The following is a 23,699-nucleotide window of genomic DNA, read 5'->3' as shown; positions in this document are numbered from 1 at the left end:
CATGCAACTGAGTAATGTATTGAGCCTGGACTGCACCAAGAGTGCAGTCCCTTGCTCCAGCAAAAAGCGCGCCCTGGAAATTATCAGCGAAGTCGCCGCCAAGCACCTGGACCAGAACCCACAACCGCTGTTCGAGTGTATGCTCAACCGCGAGAAAATGGGCAGTACCGGGATCGGTAACGGGATCGCCATCCCGCACGGCCGCATCACCGACAGTGATCAGGCCATCGCCGTCCTGATCCAATGCCAGGCCCCCATCCAGTTTGATGCCATTGATAACCAACCTGTCGACCTGCTGTTTGCCCTGCTGGTGCCGGATGCCCAGTGCAAAGAGCACCTCAAAACCCTGGCCAGTATGGCGGAAAAGCTCAGCGACAAGCAGGTCTGTAAACAGCTTCGGACCGCAAAAAGCGACGAAGAGCTTTATCAAATCCTCACGTGTGATTCATAATGAACATCACACGTGCCACTGTTGTCAGTGAAGGTAAACCAGCATGATGTTAATGGTTGTAAGCGGTCGCTCCGGCTCTGGCAAGTCCGTCGCCCTGCGGGTTCTGGAAGATCTGGGCTACTACTGTGTCGATAATCTGCCGGTCAACCTGTTGCCCCAGCTCGTCAACACCGTCAACAACCAGCAGCAGGACATTGCCGTCAGCATTGACGTGCGCAATATGCCCGACGACCCGGATGAGATCCGTGACACCCTGACCCAGCTCAGCGACACCCTGGATGTGAACGTCATTTTCCTCGATGCCGACGATAAAGAGCTGATCAAACGCTATAGCGAAACCCGCCGCCTCCACCCGCTCTCACGCAACAATATGAGCCTGGAGCAGGCCATCCAGTCGGAAAGTGCCCGTTTGAGCGTGCTCAAAGAGCAGGCCGACCTGGTGATCGACACCACCAACAAGTCGATTCATGATCTCAGCGAAACCGTTCGCGCCCGCCTGCTGGGCCGCGATGCCCGTGAGCTGATCATGGTGTTCGAATCGTTCGGCTTCAAGCACGGGCTGCCGAGCGACGCCGATTACGTCTTCGACGTCCGGTTTCTGCCCAATCCGCACTGGGTTCCTGAGCTCAAGCCGCTCACCGGCCTCGACCGCGGGGTGCAGGAGTTTCTCGCCGGCCACCCGGAAGTGAACCAGCTGATCTACCAGATCCGCAATTTCATCGACACCTGGCTGCCGATGCTGGAAAAAAACAACCGCAGTTACCTGACCGTGGCCATTGGCTGCACCGGCGGACAGCACCGCTCGGTCTATATTGCCCAGCAATTGGCAGAGCATTTTCGCGATGAAGGCCATCAGATCCAGGTTCGCCACCGCACCCTGGAAGGCCAGTCGTGAGCCGGGTGTGCCGCGAGCTATTCATCAAAAACCGCCTCGGCCTCCATGCCCGGGCGGCGATCAAACTCGTCGAACTGGCACAGAGCTTCGAAGCCACCGTCACCATCAGCAACGATGAAAAAAGTGCCACCGCCGACAGTGTCATGGGGCTGTTGATGCTCGAGTCCGCCCAGGGCCAGCAAGTCTGTGTCAGTGCCGAAGGCCGTGATGCCGAAGTCGCCCTGGAGGCAGTAACCGCTCTGATTGAAGCCGGCTTTGACGAAGAGTGTTAACCGCTGCCTGATCCGCACTCTCCCGCTCAATCTCCGTAAACCTCCGGGTATGGCAGCCTTCTTGCTGCCATCTGTCCCGACCTCCGCGCTCCCCCTTTGTTTCCATCCCAAAGAGATATGTCCGGCGCAGATGAAATCTTTATTTCCTCTCAGATCTGGTGAGACAAGCACCACACTATTGCGTTAAAATTCAACTTATTGCGCCACAACCGAATACGACAGATCCCATTTCGCAGTTTTTTCATACCTTCCAGGTATCTATCTGCCCCCTTTTTCCTGTCCAGCGGTATGGCGGCCGGCATTACACTCAATTGGGGGAGCACGCTTATGGCGGATGTATTAGAACAAGACCAAACGCATCAGACGCTGCAGGAAGTCAATCAGGCACTTGAGAACGGCATGTTTGTGCATGTCCGTCGCTTGCTCCAGGAGATGGAGCCGGAAGATATTGCCCACCTGCTCGAAGCCTCGCCGCCCAAAGAACGTCAGGTCCTGTGGCAGCTCACCGATCCCGAAGAACAAGGGGACATCCTTGATGAGCTGTCGGAGGATGTCAAAGACGGCATCGTCGCCCAGATGGCCCCGGACAAACTCGCCGCCGTGACCGAAGGGATGGCCTCGGATGATGTCGCTTACGTCCTGCGGAGCCTGCCCGATGACAAATATCAGGAAGTGCTGGCGCAGATGGACGCCATTGACCGCCACCGGGTCGAAAAAGCACTGGCCTATCCGGAAGAGACCGCCGGCGGGATCATGAGTACCGACTTCATCACCATCCGCAGTGATGTTACCGCCGATGTGGTCCTGCGTTACCTGCGGATGAAAGGTGAGCTGCCGGAAGCCACCGACGCCCTGTATGTCATCGACCAGGAAGAGCGCCTGATCGGCCACCTGTCGCTGGCCACGCTGATCACCACCCAGCCGGACGTCACCATCGAAGAAGTGATGGATGACGCTGACGAAGCCATCGCTGTCGATATGGATGACGGGGAAGTCGCCACCCTGTTCGAGCGCCGCAACTGGCTCTCGGCACCGGTGATTGACGCGAACAACCACCTGGTCGGCCGGATCACCATCGATGACGTCGTGGACATTATCCGGGAAGATGCCGAACACTCGATGATGAGTATGGCGGGGATGGACGACGATGAAGATACCTTTGCCCCGGTGATGAAGTCTGCCCGGCGCCGCAGCATCTGGCTCGGGGTCAATGTCCTGGCGGCCCTGGCAGCAGCCTCGGTCTCCAACATGTTTGAAGACACCCTGGACAAGATGGCGGCGATTGCGATCCTGATGACCATAGTGCCGTCGATGGGCGGAGTCGCCGGCAACCAGACCGTAGCGCTGGTGATCCGTGGCCTGGCCGTCGGCCATATCGGGGAAACCAACACCCGCTGGCTGCTGAGCAAAGAAGCCCGGGTCGGCCTGATCAACGGCGTGCTCTGGGCGCTGATCATCGGCGGCGTGGTGGTGGTGTGGAAACAAAACCTGCTGCTCGGCGTCATTATCGCCGGGGCGATGCTCACCAACTTGCTGGTGGCCGGGGTCGCCGGAGTCTGTGTGCCACTGCTGCTGAAAAAGCTCAATATCGATCCGGCCCTGGCCGGCGGCATGGCACTGACCACCATTACCGACATCATCGGATTGTCGGTCTTCCTCGGCCTGGCGACCGTCTTTCTGGTCTAACGACAATTTGTGAGGCTAACTGAATTGTCGGCGCAGGCGGCCTAAACAGCTGTTTGGCCAATCCCCGAGCCCAAAACAAAACGAGAGCCGTCTGGCTCTCGTTTAGTTAACCGCTAGCCTCCGCCAGCATTATTCCCCGGCGATTTTCAGGGTATCGAGCAGCAACGATCCGGTCTGGATCTGGCTGCGGGTTTCGGTATCGGTCCCGACCGCCACGATATTCTGCATCATATCCTTGAGGTTGCCGGCAATGGTCACTTCACTGACCGGGAACTGGATTTCGCCGTTCTCGACCCAGAAACCGGCCGCCCCGCGGGAGTAGTCCCCGGTAACGATATTCACGCCCTGCCCCATCAGCTCGGTCACCAGCAGGCCCCTGTCCATTTTTTTCAGCATCTGCGCGAAGCTTTCCCCGGTCGATTTCACCAGCCAGTTGTGGATCCCCCCGGCATGACCGGTCGGCTGTCGGCCCAGTTTTCGGGCCGCATAGCTGGTCATCAGGTAAGTTTTCAGCACCCCGTCCTGAATAATTTCCCGGTCGTGCGTTGCCAACCCTTCGCTGTCGAACGGCGTACTCGCCATCCCGCGCAGGATATGCGGGCGCTCGCTGATGTTCATCCAGTCCGGGAAAATCTGCTCATCGAGCTTGTCGAGCAAAAACGACGACTTGCGGTACAGGTTTGAGCCGCTGATCGCCATCACCAAGTGACCGAACAGGCCGGTCGCCACATCGGCAGCAAACATGATCGGTGCCTGACGGGTCGACAGCTTTTGCGGATCAATCCGGCCCACGGTGCGCTCGGCCGCATGACGACCAACCAGCTCCGGCGTCCACAAATCGTCCGTATGGCGCGCTGTGGTATAGCTGTAATCCCGCTCCATGTCGCCGGTTTTACCCTGGGCGATCACGCAGCAACTGGTACTGTGACGGCTGGATGCATAACTGGCCAGCATCCCGTGGCTGTTGCCGTACACCCGGATCCCGTAGTGACTGTCATAGCTGGCGCCGTCGCTCTGCTTGATTCGCGGATCATAATCCAGCGCCGCCTGCTCCGCCCGAATGGCAATCGATGCCGCATGATCCGGCTCCGGCTCATCGGGATGGAACAAGTCCAGATCCGGGATTTCGGTGGCCATCAGCTCTTTCGGACCCGGTCCGGCAAAAGGATCTTCCGAGGTATAGCGCGCAATATCCAGCGCTGCCGCGACGGTTTGGGCAATCGCCGCTTCGCTCAGGTCTGACGTCGATGCGCTGCCTTTGCGCTGACCGCGGTAAACAGTGATCCCCAGCGCGCCATCGCTATTGAATTCCACGTTTTCCACTTCGCACATCCGCGTCGACACACTGATCCCGGTGGTTTTGTTAATGGCCACTTCAGCCGCATCTGCCTGCCGGCCAGCCAGCTCCAGTGCTTTGGCAACCGCAGCTTCGAGCTCCACACGCTGTCGGGCAACCTGTTCTTTTACATCCATACCTTCACATTCTCAGAAAATATTCCCCATTTCATCATGGGACGCCCAAAAATTTCCGGCTGAGCCATCATGAAAGGGGGGAACTTATTAGGGTCTGCACCAACCCGGCCACGGCCAAGCTGTACCTGTGCGTATTACTTATAGCATAACATTGCCGATGCGGAATTTGCGCCCCCAAATCTTGATTAAACTGGTAAAATGGCCCCGTTAACTTTTAAGTGAGCCTGATATGAGCCGTAAAAACCAAAGAGCCCCTTGGGAAGAGGAAGAAGAAATCATCTGGGTCAGCAAGTCCGAGATGAAGCGCGATATGGAAGCGTTGCAGAAAATTGGGGAAGAGCTGGTCGCTCTCAAACCCAATGCCCTGGCCAAAATCCCGTTGGATGACGCGTTGCGGGACGCGATTAAAGACGCCCAACGCTTCAAGAACGAAGCGCGCCGTCGCCAGTTGCAGTTGATCGGCAAGATGATGCGCCAGATTGAAATCGAGCCGATCCAGGTAGCCCTGGACAAACTGCGCAACAAACACTCGCAGACCACAGCTCAGTTGCACAAGCTGGAGCAAAAGCGCGATGCACTGATCGACAACGGCGACAGTATCATCAATGAGATCATGGCCGATCACCCGCAAGCGGATCGCCAGCGCCTGCGTCAGCTGGTTCGCCAGGCCAGCAAAGAAAAGACCCAGAACAAGCCGGCCAAAGCCTACCGCGAAATCTTCCAGTACCTCAAAGAGCTGTACCTGAAAGACTAAGCATCCTCTGAAAGGCGGAGCACCCTCTGAAAGGCGGAGCTTCGTCCGGTTAAATAAAAAATGCCAGCACCCGTTCACGGCGCTGGCATTTTTGTCTCGACGTAAAGTCACACGTGGCTGCGGCAGATTACTGCGTGCCGCCCACCGTCATCGAATCGATTTTCAGCGTTGGCTGACCAACCCCGACCGGCACGCTCTGTCCGGCTTTGCCACACACCCCGACACCACGGTCAATATCGAGATCGTTGCCGACCATCGACACCTGCTGCATCGCTTCGATACCGCTGCCAATCAGGGTCGCGCCCTTGATCGGACGCGTCACTTTGCCATTTTCGATCAGGTAAGCTTCCGAAGCCGAGAAGACAAACTTGCCCGAGGTAATATCAACCTGGCCACCACCGAAGTTCGGGGCATAAATCCCCTGCTTGACGCTGGCAATGATCTCTTCCGGCGTATGCTGGCCCGGTAGCATGTACGTATTGGTCATGCGCGGCATCGGCAGGTGCGCATAGGACTCGCGGCGACCATTCCCGGTCGGCGCCACGCCCATCAGACGCGCATTAAGCTTATCCTGCATATAGCCTTTGAGCTTCCCACCCTCAACCAGGACGTTGTACTGGCCCGGCACCCCTTCGTCATCAATATTCAGCGAGCCCCGGCGATCCGCCAGCGTGCCGTCATCGACAATGGTACACAGCGGCGAAGTCACCTGCTGTCCCATCTGACCGGAAAACATCGACGAGCCCTTGCGGTTGAAATCACCTTCCAGGCCATGGCCAACCGCTTCATGCAGCAGCACCCCCGGCCAACCCGCACCAAGGACCACCGGCATGGTTCCGGCCGGCGCATCTCCCGCTTCCAGGTTCACCAGCGCCTGGCGCAGAGCTTCATCGGCATAAATCAGTGCAATGGACTTGCCATTTTCCTCGCCCAGGAAATACTCGTAACCGTAACGGCCACCGCCCCCGGCACTGCCGTGCTCACGACGGCCGTCTTTTTCCACCAGCACACTAATCGACAGGCGTACCAGCGGACGGATGTCAGCGGCATAGGTCCCGTCCAGGGCCGCCACCAACACTTGCTCATATACCCCGTTAATGCTGACCGAGACTTCTTTGACCCGCGGCTCTTTGGTACGAATGTAGCGGTCGATCTCTTCCAGCAAGGCGATCTTCTGATGTTTGTCCAGGCTCTCCAGCGGGTTCACCGGCGCATACACGCCGCCTGCCATGGTCGGTGCAAAGGCCTGCACCTTGCCCTGACGACCACTGCGCACAATCCCGCGGGCCGCCTTGGCGCTCTGGGTCAGGGCCAGGGTATTGATCTGATCCGAGTAGGCAAAGCCGGTTTTCTCCCCCGATACCGCCCGGACCCCGACCCCGCGGTCGATATTAAATGAGCCATCTTTGATGATACTGTCTTCCAGCACCAGCGATTCATGCCAGCAGGACTGGAAATAAATATCGGCATAGTCGACATCCCGGGCGGCAATCAGCCCCAGGGTTTTGCTTAACTCTTCACGCCCCAGCCCGGATTGGGCCAGCATGGTATTTTCTACGGTTTCCAGCGTCATTCAATTTGCTCTTCATTGATACCGCGCTGATGCACCCCGAAGCGGGCATGTTGCATCAGCGGCATGTTTGTTCTGATCGTCTGGCTCAGGTTCAGGTCCAGATCGGCTGTCAGTACGCCGGTTCCCTGCTGCTGGCAGGCAACCACTTGTCCCCAGGGATCGATCACCATCGAGTGTCCCCAGGTTTCCCGTCCATCGTGATGTTCGCCCCATTGCGCGGCAGCGACAATCCAGCACTGGGTTTCGACGGCCCGGGCCCGTAATAAGATGTCCCAGTGCGCTTTGCCGGTCACTTTGGTAAAGGCGGCAGGCACAACAATAATATCAGCCCCTTGTGCCCTCAGCGCTGCATACAACTGCGGGAACCGGACATCATAACAGATTGACAGACCAATATTGCCAAAGGGTGTCGGCACCACCTTAATGTCATGGCCGGGACGGAACGTGTCCGATTCCCGGTAACTCTGGTGCGCATCCGCCACGTCGACGTCAAACATATGCAGTTTGTCATAATGGGCCCGGCACTGGCCGTCGCTGTCAAACAGCAACGCGGTCGTCGTCACCGAACCATCGGCCTGGCGGATCGGCATCGAGCCCATCAACAGCCAGATCCCCAATTGTTTGCTCAGAGCCGAAAGCTCCGCCTGCAACGGCCCCGCGCCCAGCGGCTCGGCATGGCGCTGATAATCGGCCCGGGTCCCGAACACCAGACAGTTTTCCGGCGTCACCACCAGTTGGGCCCCCTGAAGTTGTAACCCTTTGAGTTTTTTCTTCAGCTGTATCAGGTTCAGCTCCGGGTCGGCCCCGGAGTTCATTTGTACCACACCCACTTTTGTCATCGTGACTTCCTTATTCTGACCGGGGCTCCTAGCAAGCGCGCCGATTTACTCCCTGAACTCTTCAGGCACGGTATATTCACCGGTAAAGCGAGATTTCTCCGTCACCACCGGTGCCTCAATCGGCCCCTTCACTTCATAGTTAATCTGGGTGAAAACATCCAGCACCGGCGACAAGGCCGTTGAAATCGCGAACACCAGAATCGCGGTCTGCGGTGCGACGGCAAATGCAGTCAGAACCGGGATCCCCGAGGTAAAGTCCGGGTAGAACTGCACTTTCGCATCCACGGTTTCACTTACAAGATTAGCACTTCCGGTAATATACATGTCCCCGGCCAGCGCCTGCATCTTGATATCGCTGCTTTCGAACCGGCCATTGTCCAGCGTGCCCGAGCCCCGAATGTAATTAAACGCCAGGCCATCATCAAAGACGCCGGAGAAATCGAGCTGCATTTTCCGAATGAGTGAATCGATACTGAACAGGCCGAGGATCCGGCCGGCCCCGCCGACTTCACTGATCACCCCTTTCCCGGTTTCGGTTTTCAGCTCGCCACTGAGGGTCTCGCGGTGCATCGACCAAGGCGCGCCCCGCCACTGAATCGACGCGTAACTGCTAAATTCTGCCCCCTGGATCCCCCCGGAAATCCCCAGTCGGCCCATCAGCTCTGAGCTGTTTTCCCCTTCAATATCAAAGGCAATATGGGTTTCACTCTGGTTATCCTCCAGGCTCCAGTGGCCATCAAGGCTCAGCAAGGTCGAGCCGGAGGCTACCTGAAAATTCTGCAGGGCCAGTGTGGTCCCGTCCCGGCGCAGCTTGCCCGACACTTCGCCCAGCCGGTAACCCTGCAGCCAGGCATCTGCCAGTTGCAGATCGACTTCCGGCAAATTGGCCATCAGCGCGCGGTCAAAATCTGTCGCCGCCGGCACTTGTTGCTGTGGCACATACGGTGTCGGTGCAGATACCGCTTGCTCGTCCAGCATCGGCAGGTTGAGATGCAATTGATCCAGCGCCAGCTGCAACGGCTTGCCGTGCGGCCAGATCCCTTCACCGCTCATCTCGCGGCTGTCGAGCAGAAAGTGCCATTGTCCCGGCTGCTTGCGCACAGCCAGGTCGACATCATGCCAGTTAAGAGTCGCCAGTTTGAGTTTTTTGAGCTGGGCGTTCACCTCGGTCGGCAACGGGATCGCCGGCATCCCGGACTCCCCCTCGCCTTCCCGCTCGGCAATCTCTTCACTCAGCGCGATCCAGCGATCGCCGTCCAGCGATCGGCCCGCCAGATCCACCCGGTGCTTGCCCGGCTGCAACGCCCGCAGCTTACCGTCGCCCACGGCCAGCTGGCTGGCAGTGATCACCAGCGGGCTGCCCAGGGCAATCCGGGTGCGGTAAGCCGCCTCCGGCACATGCAACGTCGCCTCCAGGCGCTCCGCATTGCCCCGCGCCGTCAGCGTAGCCGACTGCTGGTTACCGCGCACCAGCGTCAGCGGGTAAGGCAGCTCGCTGTGCACATCATTCAAATCAGCTTTGGCCTTCACCTGATAATTAAACCCGGTGTCGTGCAAATCGACCCCGACATCCGCCTGCCAGCGGCTCAGTCCTTCAACCCGGGCCAACAGGGGATCACGCACCTGCTGCTGCAACGCCGCCACCAACCAGTCGCCGTTCACCTGGACCCCGACCCGGTACCCGGCATCAGCCTGCTGACCGGTAAAACTGACCGACACCGGCTGGGCCAGCAATTGGCCGCGGATCGCATCGGCCCGGACCAGATCGTTGTCGAAGCTCAGGGTGCCGCTGACCTGATCCAGCTGCAGCGGCGGCGTCTCCATGACAATGGTATTGCCCGCCAGCTCAGCCTGGCCCCAGGCCCGTACGTCGCTGCCGTCAAACGGAATATCCAAGTGAAAGCGCGACGTCACCGGCCCGCCGACCTGCACTGTGGTCAGGGCTGCCCCGACGGTATCCACCAAAGGAGTCGCCAGCATATAATCCCGGATCGCTGCTCCCTCGGCCGCCACATCCAGCGTCAGCCGCAAGTGGCCATCCGGGGCTAAATCAGCAGCACCGCGCACCCGCGAGGCTGTGGCCCCCAGGGTTTTCGCCTGGCTGGCCGCAATGAACATCTGATCATTTTCAAAACTCAGATCCAGCGCCAGATCCGTCAGCTCCGGCCAGTGGGTGTCAAAGCTGAACCGCCCCTTCGTCAGCGGCACCTTCACCTGAAAGATCCCCTCGTGGCGCTGATACGGAAAATCCGCCAGCTCGCCGTACCACAGCAGCTGGGCCAGATCGGTCGTCCCGCCGCGGATCGCGGCCGACAGGTAATCGGTCAGCTCGCGACCCAGCGCCCGGGTCGGCAGGTATCGCCAGGCCTCACCGGCATGGCGGACGGCCGCCTCACCGTAAAATGACAGCCAGGCGGGCGCATCGGCCGGAAAATCAAGCCGGAACTGGCCATCGGCACGAACATCCGGCGTGGCAACCGACAGGTGATCACTCCACAAGCGCCACCCGTCCTCGCTCACTTGCCAGTAAGCCGTTACTTCGCCGCGATCAATCGGCAGCGGGGCCTGGAAGACATCGCCGTACGGCAGCGTATCGTCTTGCAGCGACAGCACGGCTTTGCCCCCGTTCAGGCTGCCGGACACCACGGCATCCAGCTTGTGCACTTCCGGCAACAGCGACCATTGTTTCAGCCCGAGCTGATGCAGCCTAGCCGAAAATCGCGGGGCCTGCTCCTGATCGCCGGCCAGGCGGATATCCAGTAACTGGCCACTGGGCTGCAGCGCATCCAATGCAGCGGCGGCCTGACTCTCAGAGGGAAGAAAACCGATAAACGGCAGCAGAGGCGCAAGCGGCAAGCGGCTGATGGCCAGCTGCCAGTCCGACGGCTGCCACTGCCCGGCCAGGGTGAATGCCGGCCACAGCTGGGTGTCGGTCTGCACGCGGATCGGCTCACTGTCGATGCGCCAGCGCAGCTCACCGTGCTCGGTTTGCTGCGGCTTGAGCGACAGCAGCCCGTGGTGAATGCGAAATTCATGAGACTGGCCGTCACGCCGCCAGCGCAGGGTGCTGTTATCCAGGCGCAGCCGGCTGTCAGCCAACCGGCCGTCTTTTAAATTCAGCCACACTGCGGTATTGAGGTTGCTGCCGGTGACCTCGGCATTGCCGAGCTGCTGATCCAGCCACGGGGTCATCGACAGGTTGCGCGCCTGGAGATAGATGCTACCGGACATCTCCGGCAGGGAGCGGTTGGCCTCTAAGTTAGCAATCACCTGCAACTGGCTGAAGTGAGTGTCCGCTACGCTGATCACCCCTTCTGCCCGGTGCTGGGCGCCGGTGGCATCCCACTTCAATTCATTGATATCAACCCGCAGTGGCTTACCGGCCGGCGAGTTCAAGGTGACATGGGAGTCTTTGAGCGAGAATTTACCCAACTGGACAAAAAACAGGGTTTCCAGCCGGGTAATCAGTGCGGCAGAATCCTGATCCGCACCGGAATCCGACGCCGGTTCGCTGCGCGAGGGCAAAAGCTCGTCCGGCAAGCGGGTCAGGTCGAGGCTGAACTGGCTGATCCGGACATCGGTGAACACCGGCCGCCACGCCAGCACGGAGCCCAGCAAATCGAGCTGCATTTCCACATCCCCGACATGGATGATGGACGCCAGTTTATCCGCCTGAGCAATTTCAACGCCCTGCAACACCAGTGACGGACCACGGTTGCGCCAGTGCCCTTCGACGTGGCTGATTTCCAGGCGGACCTCAGCCTCCTGCGAGGCCCACTGGCGGATCGGTTCGCGATAGTCATTCAACTGAGGCAGAAAAAAACGTAAGCCACTGATGGCCAGTGCAGCCAGCACCAGGATCATCAGGGCCAGCCACATCACGCCTCGTGCCAGGCGAACCGGAACCGTTGTCACTCAATATCCTCGCATCGTAATTACATCATGACGACGTCAAATTGTTCCTGGATATACAATGGCTCCGCCTTGATCTTGACCTGCTTGCCGATAAAGACTTCCAGCTCAGCCAGGGCATGGTACTCATCACCAGCCAGGGCTTCGGCCACGGCCGGGGAGACGTACACCACAAAGCGATCCGCATCATAGGCGCGGTTAACCCGGGTGATTTCCCGCAGGATTTCATAACAGACGCTTTCCACGGTTTTCACCGTCCCGCGACCTTCGCAGGTCGGACAGGTGCCGCACAGCACATGTTCGATGCTCTCACGGGTCCGCTTACGGGTCATTTCCACCAGCCCGAGCTGGGTGAAGCCGTTGATATTGGTTTTCACCCGATCATAGGACAGTGCCTGCTCCAGCGCGAGCAGGACCCGGCGCCGGTGATCGTCCACCGCCATATCGATAAAGTCGATGATGATAATACCGCCCAGGTTGCGCAGCCGCAGCTGGCGGGCAATCGCCTTGGTCGCTTCAATATTGGTATTGAAGATGGTCTCTTCCAGATTCCGGCGACCGACGAACGCACCGGTATTGATATCAATCGTGGTCATGGCCTCGGTCTGATCGATGATCAGATAGCCGCCCGATTTCAACTCAACCTTGCGCTCCAGCGAGCGTTGGATTTCGCTCTCGGTATCATAGAGATCAAAGATCGGTTGCTCACCAGCATAATAGTCCAGCTTATCGCTCAGCTCCGGGACAAACTCGTCGGTAAACTCCTTGAGCTTTTCATACCCCATTCGCGAGTCGACCAGAATGGCATCCAGTTCGGTGCCGACAAAGTCGCGCAGGATCCGTTGGGCCAGCCCCAGCTCACCGTACAGCATCGACTTAGGTTTATGCTTGGCCCGGCGCTCGAGTACCTTGCGCCACAAGTGTTTGAGAAACGCCGCATCTTGCGACATCTCTTCGGCCGTCGCCCCTTCGGCGGCAGTCCGGATAATAAAGCCCCCGAGATCGTCGCAATACTCACCGACAATCTTTTTCAGCCGTTCGCGCTCACTCTCGCTTTCAATGCGCTGAGACACGCCGACATGGCTGGCACCGGGCATGAACACCAGATAACGCGATGGCAGAGTCACATCAGTGGTCAGGCGAGCGCCTTTGGTGCCCAGCGGATCTTTGACCACCTGCACCACCAGGTCCTGGCCCTGACGCACCAGCTCGGAAATATCCCGGACCTGAAATTGCTGTTTTTCATTTTCCGCCACGCATTCCGTGTGCGGCACGATATCAGACGCGTGCAGAAACGCCGCCTTGTCCAGCCCGATATCGACGAATGCCGCCTGCATCCCCGGCAGTACCCGGCTCACGCGGCCCTTGTAGATATTGCCGACAATCCCGCGTTTGGACTCTCGCTCGATGTGTATTTCCTGAAGGCTCCCTCCTTCAATCATTGCCACGCGTGTTTCGCTCGGCGTTATGTTAATCAGCAGCTCTGTGCTCATGGTTGCCTCTAAATTGATAAACTTAAAAAGTCTTGAACCATGATGTCGGTCTCCATTAAGGGTAACCCCACCACAGCGTAATAACTGCCATCGATACGCTCAATAAATTTGCCACCGATCCCCTGGATCCCGTAGCTGCCGGCTTTGTCCTGCGGCTCTCCGCTTTGCCAATAGGCTTCTATTTCTTGTTCTGTCAGCGGTTTAAACCACACATTGGTGATCACCAGACGGGTGTCCTGGCGAGCTGCGGTCGCCAGGGTCACCGCCGTCATGACCTGGTGCTCCCGGCCGGAAAGCAGCCGCAGCATGCGCTGGGCATCGGCAAAGTCTTTCGGCTTTTCCAAAATCTCATCATCGACGACGACAATCGTATCCGACCCCAGCACCGGCGTCTGGCCGTCAGTGGCAGCCACGCCGGCCTGTGCTTTCTCCAGCGACAGACGCTGAACATACTGGGATGGGCTCTCCCCGGGCTGGTGACACTCTGCCACGTCGACAACCACCCGCTCGAAACGGTAACCCAGTTGTGCCAGAAGTTCTTTACGACGCGGGGAGCCCGAAGCCAGATACAGTTGTAATGCAGACATGATGATACCATTTACTGAATTATCAAAAAGATCCGTTCGATATCATGTCTTAAAACCTAACATCGAACGGGGCTTGTTTGAAAAATAATTTAACGAATTGAGAGCTTGCGTCGCATTCGTCGCAACAGCAAGAACAGCCAAGGCCACAGCAGGCAGTTCAGGAGGACAGCCCACAGACGCTCCGGCTCGAACGCGACGACGGAAACCAGGTATTCGGCCCAGAACTCGATCAGTTTACCGGCCAGCGTCAGGAACGCCACCAGAATGGCTTGCTGCCACAGCGACAGGTTGCGGATCAACTGGAAATTCAGGGCGACGATGTAACAGAGCAGCGACATCATCAGGCCACGCACCCCGAGAGTCGAGCCCAGCATCAAATCCCAGAGTAGCCCAAGCACCAGGGCGGTGCCTACATTGACCCGATGCGGCAGGGCCAGCACCCAGTAGAAAGCAACCAGCAATACCCAGGACGGGCGAAATAACTCCAATTCCCCCGGCCAGGGGGCGGCCTGTAAAATCAGCGCCACAATAAACGAAAGCCAGATCAGCAAGCGGCCATTCGGTCGACTTGTTGCCACTATTGATCTCCTACGATGAGAGTTTCCCGCGGTGTCGGCCACACCAGCAATAAATAACGCAAGCGGTCAAACTGCACGGTCGGCTTGGCCTTGATTTGGGCAAAAGGTCGTTTGTTATCAAACGAAAATTCAGTCACATGGCCGACCGGATAGCCTTCCGGATAACGCCCGCCCAAGCCGGATGTGACCAGCAAATCCCCGACTTCAATATCGGTACTGCTCGGCACATGCTCCAGCTGAACCTGATCGATATGACCGCTGCCCGAAGCAATCACCCGAATATCATTGCGCACCACCTGGACCGGCAGGGCATGGGTGGCGTCGATCAACAGCAGCACCCGGCTGTTATGGGCCCCGACGTATGAGACCTGGCCGACGACCCCTTTCTCATTGATCACCGGCTGGCCTTCGTAAACGCCGTCAACCCGTCCCTTGTCGATCATCACCTGGTAGCTATACGGATCGGAGTCGACCGCCATCACTTCCGCAATCAGCTTTTTCTCATCACGGACAAACGGCGAGCCCAGCAGATCCCGCAAACGCTGGTTTTCCTGCTGCAACTGATCCAGTAACAGGATGTCGCTCTGCTTCACCAATAAATCGCGCTTCAGTGCTTTGTTTTCAGCCAACAGACGTTGATGGGAACTGAGTTGTCCCGACATCCCTTCCAGCAATTCGCGGGGCAGGTTTGCCGCGTATTGCAGCGGGGCGATTGCGGAGTTCAGCAGATAACGGACATTGGCGAAGGCATCCAGGCGACTGTCAGCCAGCATCAGGCTGACTGACAGTAAAACGGCAAGAAACAGGCGTAGTTGCAGGGATGGACCTCTGCCAAATATAGGTTTCATCTAACGCTATAACCTGTTTGATTGATTGCCAGAGACGGCATTATTCTTCGCTGAAGAGATCACCACCGTGCATGTCGATCATTTCCAGCGCCTTGCCGCCACCACGGGCCACACAGGTCAGGGGATCTTCTGCCACAACCACCGGGATCCCGGTCTCTTCGGTCAGCAAACGATCCAGATCACGCAGCAGGGCACCACCACCGGTCAGCACCATCCCGCGCTCAGAAATATCAGACGCCAGCTCCGGCGGACACTGCTCCAGCGCCACCATCACGGCAGAGACGATCCCGGTCAGCGGCTCTTGCAGCGCTTCCAGAATTTCGTTGGAATTCAGGGTAAAGCTACGCGGCACCCCTTCAGCCAGGTTGCGGCCACGCACTTCGATTTCACGGACTTCATCACCCGGATAAGCCGAGCCGATTTCATGCTTGATCCGCTCTGCTGTTGCTTCACCGATCAGGCTGCCGTAGTTGCGACGCACATAGTTAATGATGGCTTCGTCGAAACGGTCGCCCCCAATGCGAACGGAAGAGGAGTACACCACGCCGTTCAGGGAGATCACGGCCACTTCCGTGGTCCCGCCACCGATATCGATCACCATGGAGCCCGTCGCTTCAGAAACCGGCATGCCGGCACCAATCGCAGCGGCCATCGGCTCATCAATCAGGTACACTTCGCGGGCACCGGCACCCTGGGCCGATTCGCGGATCGCACGACGCTCAACCTGGGTCGAGCCACATGGCACGGCCACCAGCACGCGTGGGCTTGGGCGCAAGATACTGTTGTCATGCACTTGCTTGATAAAGTGCTGCAGCATTTTTTCCGTGACGTAGAAATCAGCGATCACCCCGTCCTTCATCGGACGGATCGCGGCAATGTTTCCCGGCGTTCGGCCTAGCATCTGCTTGGCATCATGGCCAACGGCGGCAACACTTTTCGTAGCGCCCGCACGATCCTGGCGGATGGCTACAACGGATGGTTCATCAAGTACGATGCCCTGGCCTTTGACATAAATCAGGGTATTGGCAGTACCCAAGTCAATAGACAGGTCATTAGAAAACATGCCACGAAGTTTTTTAAACATAGTCTTCGGCTAATTCCTGCAAGCTTACAAAATCGTTAAATTGCGCTAAATGTAACAGGGGGCACGGATCGAGACAAGGCAAGGTTTGTCAAACCTGCCACAGATCCGCATTTTCTTTAGTTGAGCAGGATATTGATACCTTTTTCCCCCCGGTAGATGACCCGATCGTTACCGCGATAGGCACCGAAAGTCACCAGCGCCGAAGGATTCTCATCGCCCTTGCCCCGCCAGTTATACAGCAACCAGGGCTGCGGCTGCGATCCGGCAAATCCAGTTTCACAGGCAATCTCCTGATCCGTGGAGGCGACCTTTTCCGGCTGATGATTTACCAATTTCTGCCAGAAGCGGACCTGTTCAAGGTAATAGGCCGACTCCCCTTTCCGGGCCTCGTGTGGCATCGCAGAGAATCTCCCTGAACCCGCTTCGCCCAACGAGACATTTCCGGCCCCTTGAGTTCGGGATGTGCTGTCCAGGGCCGCCGATTGCGATACGACCTGCTTGCAATAATGCTTACCGTCAAACCAGGATGCACTGTCGTAGGAGTTAACCACAAATTCCCTGCCGTCCCAGTATTCGACCCGCAGCGGCATCGTCACCGCGCTGTCGGAGCGCCCGGTCACATCTTCCAGGGTCATCCGGCCGAAGCGCAGCTCCGGCGTCTGAGCAAATGGTGCCATTTCCAGTGTCCGGGGACTGCCGGACACCGCAACATTCGCCGCCTGGCCACCCTTCATATCCAGGGCGCGGATCCCGGTCGGATCGACCCGATCGGCGATATACAGCCCCCAACGGCTATTGCCGGCATTCCAGGGCGCTTCTTTGGTGGTGGTACGCTTGTCAAAGTCTTTACGTTCGAGCAGCCATTGCATCGTCTTCGGAGATCCCGACCAGTGCCGCCAGGGCTGTGGCGGGTGGTAGCGGGATCCAAAACTCTGGCCGGACTGATCCACGGCCTCAAGCCCCAGCGTCACTTGCAGGCCAGGTGTAAACAGGGCGTAATTGCGCACCGTCTCCCCCAGCACGGACTTCGGCAACACGGTGAACTCGGTGTCGAACGGCTGCCCCAAATAGGCAAAGCCTTGCTGACCGTCTGGATAAGTCAGGAGATTATCCGGCTGAATTTCGGCATAAGCAGGATAAAAACGCCCGACATCCCGGAAACCCCGGTTAATATCCATGCCAAGATAATCTGCGCCGCTGTCGCCTTGCAACGTCAGGCTACCAACCTCATTCCAACTGGCCGAAAAGGCCTCCCCCAGTTGATCATGGCTCAACGACAGCGTTCCGGATAAGTCGCCCTTACGCCCGCCATCCGGTGTCTTCAAGGCATGATTGAGCAACACCGTCGCGTCCGGCGCGCTGGGGGCATAGAAATTTGACGTGAGCGCCCGCTCACACATACCGCGGCTGTCCACCGGGCGCAGGGCATTACCCTGCGCGTCGATATCCAACTTGTTCCGATCAGCCTCGGTCCAGATCACCGAACGGGCTTTGACCTGAAAGATCTCTCCCGCGGGGACAAATCCCTGCCCGCCCTGGGCGGTCCCGGTCGCCGTCTCGACGTTATGATCCCCGGCACGGCACAGGGCAAACGTGTAGGGACGGCTGTTCAACCCCACTTCTCCGCTCAGGCGTCCGACCGTTGGATCTGTCTGGGGACTTTGCGTATTTCCGGACTCCGCAGCCCCGCAGCTCTCTCCGACACATTTCACACGGAGCTTCAGCTGGCCGGCATCGAGATAACGGATCGGGATCCCTTCCGCTCGGCCCTGATTGAAATAAAACGTGCCTTGCCGGGTTTGCCATTGCGGGTTGGCGATCGCCTGGCCGGTGTCTTTCAACGCAATTTGATGACTGCTGGCTTCTGCGGCAACCGGGGCAATATTGACGGTGGCTAAATCAAACACCTTATCGCCGTGATAAGACGCCAGGGCAGCGCCGCCTTCACAGGCCAGAACGGTCATGGTGATCGTGCCCGGCTTTCCTGCCACCAGATTGACCGTATCCGGTGTGAGCTCCAGCCCGCCGGGTATAAAGGTATAGTGCCCGGTCGCCGGATGACCGACCATATTGTCGATCCGCCCTTCGACATTGAGTTTGCCCGGTAGATCGCTCTTAAACCAGAGGCTGGTTTGATGACCAGTTGCCGGGACCGTGAACGACATCGTACGACCGCTAAAGGTCTCCCAGGGGCCATCCGCCTGTTGGGACCATTGCCCCTGGATCGGCCGGTTATTCTCTCCGGTCAAAGTGACATGCAACGGACCGTTGTAGCGCTCGCCACTGCCGTCCCTCGGCTGGAAATGAAAATCGACCTGCTGCGCCTTACACATCAAAGGTTGCCCCTGAGGCGGGGTAATGCTCACTTCGAACTCCGGCTGTGTTTCGATACAGAGACTATCACCGGTGATCTTGGTTCGGTTGTGCATATTCAGCCTGATCGCTGTCACCGCGCCGGTGATCTCCGCGCCATTACTCAAGTCGACTTCTTTTTCGCTGTACACCAGCCCCCGGATCTTGGCGTACTGATCGAGGGCAACGTAGTTATGGACGCCATGGGGGCGATCCGATGGATCCGCATGGATGTAGAGCACCAGATCTTCCGTATCTTGCGTCGCCGAAATGGCTGAGCCCGCTTCGCTCATTGACAGCCATTTGGTGTGCAACTTGACCTGATTACCGGCCGGCACAATAATCTGGCCACCGTTATTGATCCGAATACTGTCGATAAAATAGGTCCCGCTGCGCAGGAGCAATTTACCGCCTCTCTGGATCACCAAAGCCCCCAGATTCGCCGAGTGGGACAGGGTTTCAGTACTGCCGTCAATGATATCGCTGACCGGCCGATGGGCATCCGGCTCCGGAAAATCCGGCAATGCCGGCTGCTGCGGTAACCGCAAGTGCACATCACCGATACACTCGCTACCGTTACAACCCGCTCTCCCATAGTCCTCCACCATGCCGGGAATAAAGCCCACGTAGCGCCGGCCCTTCACTTTGGCGGCATTCAGAATTTGCGGGAACTTCGACGTGTCGCCGCCATAAGTTGCCAGATACAGATGCGGGCGATGCGTCTTGTTGCCTTTCCAGGTCTGGGCCGGTCCGGGGAACATTTCACATACCGCCGAATCCACTTTCTGCTGGAAAGCAATAAAGCCGAAGGCTTCATCGGCATGTTTTCGCTCCAGACATGTCTGGCCACCACAACTTTCCCTCGTATACGGCCGTCTCGGCTCATTGAGGTCTTCATCGTTCACAAAGCTGATTTTTTTACTCGACCCGGTATCGACCTGACGACACAATCTTAAAAATCCGCCATCAGGGCCGCTTCGGGAGTTTTTCGACGCGATAATGAAAGGAAACTCGTTAAACCGGTAGGCGTCCTTCATATTGAACAATGCCTGACACTGGGTTTGAACCGGTTTGGTGATTTGATCAAAACCGCGCCATTTGCTGTCCAGCGTATCGGGGGTCCTATCGCCGCCCAGCGAGAATTCCAGGCCGCGGTAAATCCCGCTTCCCTCGACCAGTAGATAACCGATGGTTTGTTTCGGGGTCGGAAAAGCCCCCTGATGTCCCACCCAGACCTCCGAACGATCCAGCGCAACATAAAACGTGTTCTCACGCTGATCCGCTGTTGCCGTGACCCAGTGTTCCGGCCGTGAGAAATCAACGTTCCGTGCTTGTAACTGGGTGATCAGCCCCGGCCGGCTAAAGCCGGCCGGCGGGGTGATCGCCGCCATCCGGCTGTGATTGGTCGAATTGCTCCCGCCCTGGATGTAACGACTGGTCTTCAGACTGGCAGCAAGGATCCGCCCTTTCTGCCCGAGATCGATCGTGCCTTCTTCAATCACCAGGTAATTGATGCTGCGCATCGGCACTTTTTCAAGGCAGTAATCTTCATCCCGGCCACACTGGCCTTCATTTTTCAGCGTGAGCGACTGCTGGTTATAGGGCGCGATATGCTGCCGGAACACCGCTTTGGTTGTCGTGACCTCAAGTAAGTGCAAGGCCGACGGCGCATCGCGCCAGTTATCCTCACTAAAAGTCGGCATCAGAAACACCAAAGGTGGTTTGGTATATTTACCGGCATTTTTAAATTCAATGGTACAGCCGCGCTCAATACACCCGGTCTCAGTGGTGAACTGGCCAAATTCAAATTCCAGCGCCAATACGCGCCCCGAGGCCAGCAGAGTAAGCACCAGAAGGAACAATGAATAAAATTTTCTCATGGTGTAGTGTCCGATAGTGCCTTGGCCCAGGTTTCCTGAGTCCGGGTGACTGACATCTCGCCCGAACCACACGTCGCTGTCGCGGTTAAATAATATTGCTGATGAGATTGAGTGCCGACCTCACGGGTTTCACAGCGCAGCGTCAGGCTGCGGCACTGAAACAACGCGGCATCCAATCCGGTGATCGGCTGCCCCAGGCAAACCTGCGTATCGGCGGTGGTCTGCCCCAATGGGAACAAACGGCTGAGCAGGTACTCATTGCCGGAATGAGCCGCGAACCAGGCCCGGGTCGCCAACACTTCGCGGGTGGTGGTGGTTTGCCCCGACCAATCAATCCGGATCATCGCCGCCGCCATCACGGCCATCACCGTCATGACGAAAATGGCCACCATCAGGGCACTGCCGCGCTGCTTGCTATAAAACATTGATCACCTGCACGGTATGGTTGTAGCGGGAGACTTCATCGCTCCGCTCGCGCTGTACTTTGAGGAAGATTTGCACCACGCCGAAATTGGCCGCACCGCCGCTGGCAGAGAACACCTGCTGCGGCTCGCTCTGATTCGGATCGGGCAGCACGAGATGGTCGGCAATTTGATTGAGCGGACTGGCTGGCTCGTCCCCGACCAGACGGTAGAGCGCGCCCTGCTCGACACAAAACCGGACTTTCTGCCGGTAGATGTAAAACCGCTGGCCCGGCGAGTCCGCGATGGCGATGTCATTTAAGTTCAGCTGATGGGCGGAAACATCCAGACTGACCACCGACAGACGCTGACGTTCATATTCACGAAAACCGTAATAGCCGATTGCCACATGGTCACCGACCCGAATGTCCGGCGCCGCTTCGCTGTTCCAGCCGACCGTCAGCTGCGACTGATCGCGGGCACTGCCCCAGTAAGCACCGGAAGCCATCACCGGATAAAACGCCACGCACTGGCCGTCTTGCTCGGTCTGGACACTGTTGGGGGCGGCATGGCGCAACTCGCGGCTCATTTTCTCCAGTGCAAAGCGGGCGATCTGCTGCGACCGGTCACGGTGCACCGTATCCAGGTAGCTCTGAGCACCAAACTGCAAAAAGTTGCCCACCGCCAGGGAAATAATCGCCAGGATCACCAGTGCGATGATCATTTCCATCAGGGTAAAGCCCCGGGTAGCCTGGAATGATGTCATCAGTAGTTACTCCGCAGGGCCACGAAGATATAGATGCCGTAACGGCCGGTATCGACGGTGACTTCAATTTTCTTATGCTGATGCGGGTATGTTGCGCCATCGCCGTGATTGAGCGACGGCTCATAGCGCACATCAACCCGGACCGTCATGTTGCGGTAAGTATCTGCGTGCTGTTTTTCAGCTTCCAACAGACTGTCTATCACCCCGCGCCAGGGATACGCATTGCTGCCGTAGCGCTGACCACAGAGCGTAAACTCGCCCCAGCAACCATGAAAGTCATCGACATCATCGGCAGCCGGAACCCGCAGGCCCCAGCCTTTCTGCGTGTCATTCACCGGATCGAGATACGCAAAATATTCCGGGCTGGTCCCATCCGCGGCGACATCATCCCGCAACCAGCGGCCGGAATCCTCAGGCACAGAGCACGCCACAGCGCCCGCCTCACCGCAGCGCAGCACGCTGTCGTTGTTGGGATCCGACTGCTCGTCAAACTTGCGCGATAAAATTTCGTTGAGAAACGCCTGACCGATGGCCGCCGCCCGAGCTTGATAGAAGGGAATGGCCGAGCGTTCCGCCTGGGGAAACAGAAAACTCGTCAGAGTAATCATCGCAATCCCGAGGATCACGATGGCGATCACCCCCTCGATCAGGGTAAAGCCGCGCTGGAACGGGTAAGACCCTAGATCCGGGCATCGCTTATTCGGCATACACGTATCCCTCCCGGTTGATCACCATCACTGCTCGCTCCCGATCGCCGGAAGAAAACGTCAACCGGCAACTGTTCAGGCATAGCGGTTGGGGCTGGTGATCAGCATCGAGATAATAAGGCCGTCCCAGCAGGTTGAAATACCAGCGGGTTGCCGTGACCGGTGCCCCGGTGACCGACAATTGCATCCGATGCTCCGTTGCCGTGAGCGCCGCCAGTGTCTGAGAGCAGCCGTCCGGCACGCCGAAACGGGTTGAAGACACATTCAGCGTGTGGCAGGGATCGGGGGCTGCGGAGACATCGCCCTGGTTCATGGCGATAGTCTGGATCTGCCGGACAAGGGCGATGGCCTGATCGCGGTTGAGGTAGGCATCAAAACTGCTGCGGCCGATCAGACGCGACGCGGCCGTCACGCTGATGATCCCCACCAGGATAATCACCGCTATCAGTTCAATTAAGGTAAAACCACGTTGATGTCCGGGCATGACGTACCCTGAAGTGTAGAAATAACAATAACTTTCTATTTACGCAGGGCATCCGCACGATGCCCTGGGTAAATAGAGCTCCGAAGAGCTCTATCTTACTTAGCTAGGTTCTTTTTCGCCGCCGTCAGTATTGTCTGCCGGTTTGCTCTCCGGGGCTTTTTTACACGCTTCGCCTGTCACAGTTGCAGTCGCGCCCACAGTTGCAGAAGTCGCTGCAGTGTAAGTCAGGTAACATGCATATGGAATGTCATCTTTACTCTTGGCATCCCCATACTCCTTCAGCGTCAGCAGAATTTCAGTCGCATTGGCAGCCTTACCTTCGCCCGCACCAGTACCTGATACAACCACCCACTCTTCATTGAAGTTAGCCAATGCTTTGACAATCCCGTCCGCGCTTGCAGTTGGGTAGCCGTAAAGGGTGTTGATGTCGCCAACGACTTCTGCCGTAGCACTATTCTCTTTACCTTCAATCGCTGCTTTTCCGTACACAATCCCAGCTGCGCCGTTAACCGCACCTTTCAGACCTTGCAGGGCTGAGTTGCGGGCATCTCCTTGCAGGTTCAGGAAACGCGGTGCCGCAGTAACCGCCAAAATACCCAGGATGACGATCACCACCACCATCTCGATTAATGTAAATCCGCCTTGTCTTTTCATAACTGACTCC

General features: G+C 57.8%; 20 protein-coding genes. 5 read left to right on the top strand and 15 right to left on the bottom strand.

From position 1 onward, the window contains the following. Position 1: 1 nt before the first annotated feature. From ptsN to mgtE, 4 genes are all read left to right on the top strand, one after another. Positions 2-451: a PTS IIA-like nitrogen regulatory protein PtsN gene (gene ptsN, locus VV869_RS08000; RefSeq protein ID WP_337734461.1), complete on the top strand. Its 450-nt coding sequence runs from the start codon at positions 2-4 to the stop codon at positions 449-451. 43 nt (positions 452-494) lie between these two features. Then, complete coding sequence (gene rapZ, locus VV869_RS07995) at positions 495-1,346, top strand: RNase adapter RapZ (protein WP_337734460.1); 852 nt, start codon at positions 495-497, stop codon at positions 1,344-1,346. Continuing rightward, entirely contained in the window at positions 1,343-1,618 is a 276-nt protein-coding gene (locus VV869_RS07990) for an HPr family phosphocarrier protein (RefSeq protein ID WP_337734459.1), read from the top strand. Before rapZ ends, VV869_RS07990 begins: the two co-directional genes overlap by 4 nt. 327 nt (positions 1,619-1,945) lie before the next feature. Further along, a complete protein-coding gene (mgtE, locus tag VV869_RS07985) occupies positions 1,946-3,304 on the top strand; it encodes a magnesium transporter (RefSeq protein WP_337734458.1) in 1,359 nt (452 codons plus the stop codon). 129 nt (positions 3,305-3,433) lie between these two features. Here the strand turns inward: mgtE and pmbA are convergent, their stop codons facing one another. Continuing rightward, a complete protein-coding gene (gene pmbA / locus VV869_RS07980) occupies positions 3,434-4,777 on the bottom strand; it encodes a metalloprotease PmbA (RefSeq protein ID WP_337734457.1) in 1,344 nt (447 codons plus the stop codon). 229 nt (positions 4,778-5,006) lie between these two features. Here pmbA and yjgA point away from each other — a divergent pair, with 229 nt between their 5' ends. Continuing rightward, on the top strand, positions 5,007-5,531 hold the full coding sequence (gene yjgA, locus VV869_RS07975; RefSeq protein WP_337734456.1) for a ribosome biogenesis factor YjgA: 525 nt from the start codon (positions 5,007-5,009) through the stop codon (positions 5,529-5,531). Positions 5,532-5,658: 127 nt separating this feature from the next. Here the strand turns inward: yjgA and tldD are convergent, their stop codons facing one another. The 14 genes from tldD to VV869_RS07905 form a co-directional block, all read right to left on the bottom strand. Continuing rightward, positions 5,659-7,104, bottom strand: a complete 1,446-nt coding sequence (gene tldD, locus VV869_RS07970; protein ID WP_337734455.1) for a metalloprotease TldD — start codon at positions 7,102-7,104, stop codon at positions 5,659-5,661. After that, positions 7,101-7,943, bottom strand: a complete 843-nt coding sequence (locus tag VV869_RS07965) for a carbon-nitrogen hydrolase family protein (RefSeq protein ID WP_337734454.1) — start codon at positions 7,941-7,943, stop codon at positions 7,101-7,103. The genes tldD and VV869_RS07965 overlap by 4 nt, the downstream gene beginning before the upstream one ends. 45 nt (positions 7,944-7,988) lie before the next feature. Continuing rightward, complete coding sequence (locus VV869_RS07960; RefSeq protein WP_337734453.1) at positions 7,989-11,858, bottom strand: YhdP family protein; 3,870 nt, start codon at positions 11,856-11,858, stop codon at positions 7,989-7,991. A 20-nt stretch (positions 11,859-11,878) separates the two neighbouring features. Continuing rightward, positions 11,879-13,348, bottom strand: coding sequence for a ribonuclease G (gene rng, locus VV869_RS07955; protein WP_337734452.1), 1,470 nt, complete (start codon positions 13,346-13,348; stop codon positions 11,879-11,881). An 8-nt stretch (positions 13,349-13,356) separates the two neighbouring features. Beyond that, positions 13,357-13,935, bottom strand: a complete 579-nt coding sequence (locus VV869_RS07950; RefSeq protein ID WP_337734451.1) for a Maf family protein — start codon at positions 13,933-13,935, stop codon at positions 13,357-13,359. 89 nt (positions 13,936-14,024) lie between these two features. Beyond that, positions 14,025-14,513: a rod shape-determining protein MreD gene (gene mreD / locus VV869_RS07945; RefSeq protein ID WP_261601624.1), complete on the bottom strand. Its 489-nt coding sequence runs from the start codon at positions 14,511-14,513 to the stop codon at positions 14,025-14,027. Further along, the gene (mreC, locus tag VV869_RS07940) at positions 14,513-15,361 is read right to left on the bottom strand and encodes a rod shape-determining protein MreC (protein WP_261601623.1); all 849 of its coding nucleotides are present in this window, start codon (positions 15,359-15,361) and stop codon (positions 14,513-14,515) included. The genes mreD and mreC overlap by 1 nt, the downstream gene beginning before the upstream one ends. Before the next feature lie 40 nt (positions 15,362-15,401). Further along, entirely contained in the window at positions 15,402-16,445 is a 1,044-nt protein-coding gene (gene mreB / locus VV869_RS07935) for a rod shape-determining protein MreB (protein WP_005303629.1), read from the bottom strand. A 116-nt stretch (positions 16,446-16,561) separates the two neighbouring features. Beyond that, positions 16,562-20,677, bottom strand: a complete 4,116-nt coding sequence (locus VV869_RS07930; RefSeq protein WP_337734450.1) for a DUF6701 domain-containing protein — start codon at positions 20,675-20,677, stop codon at positions 16,562-16,564. Beyond that, positions 20,674-21,102, bottom strand: a complete 429-nt coding sequence (locus VV869_RS07925) for an MSHA biogenesis protein MshP (protein ID WP_337734449.1) — start codon at positions 21,100-21,102, stop codon at positions 20,674-20,676. The genes VV869_RS07930 and VV869_RS07925 overlap by 4 nt, the downstream gene beginning before the upstream one ends. Beyond that, positions 21,092-21,844 carry a prepilin-type N-terminal cleavage/methylation domain-containing protein gene (locus VV869_RS07920; protein WP_337734448.1) on the bottom strand — a complete coding sequence of 251 codons (753 nt, stop codon included), beginning with the start codon at positions 21,842-21,844 and terminating at the stop codon, positions 21,092-21,094. Before VV869_RS07920 ends, VV869_RS07925 begins: the two co-directional genes overlap by 11 nt. Continuing rightward, positions 21,844-22,551 (bottom strand): type IV pilus modification PilV family protein, encoded by a 708-nt coding sequence (locus tag VV869_RS07915; RefSeq protein WP_337734447.1) that lies wholly within the window; start codon positions 22,549-22,551, stop codon positions 21,844-21,846. The genes VV869_RS07920 and VV869_RS07915 overlap by 1 nt, the downstream gene beginning before the upstream one ends. Then, on the bottom strand, positions 22,541-23,035 hold the full coding sequence (locus VV869_RS07910; protein WP_337734446.1) for a type II secretion system protein: 495 nt from the start codon (positions 23,033-23,035) through the stop codon (positions 22,541-22,543). The genes VV869_RS07915 and VV869_RS07910 overlap by 11 nt, the downstream gene beginning before the upstream one ends. Before the next feature lie 99 nt (positions 23,036-23,134). Beyond that, complete coding sequence (locus VV869_RS07905) at positions 23,135-23,689, bottom strand: type II secretion system protein (RefSeq protein WP_337734445.1); 555 nt, start codon at positions 23,687-23,689, stop codon at positions 23,135-23,137. Between the last annotated feature and the right edge of the window lie 10 nt (positions 23,690-23,699).

This window comes from Photobacterium sp. MCCC 1A19761, from assembly GCF_037389125.1.
Lineage (GTDB): Bacteria > Pseudomonadota > Gammaproteobacteria > Enterobacterales > Vibrionaceae > Photobacterium.
This window is presented reverse-complemented; position numbering and strand designations above follow the sequence as displayed.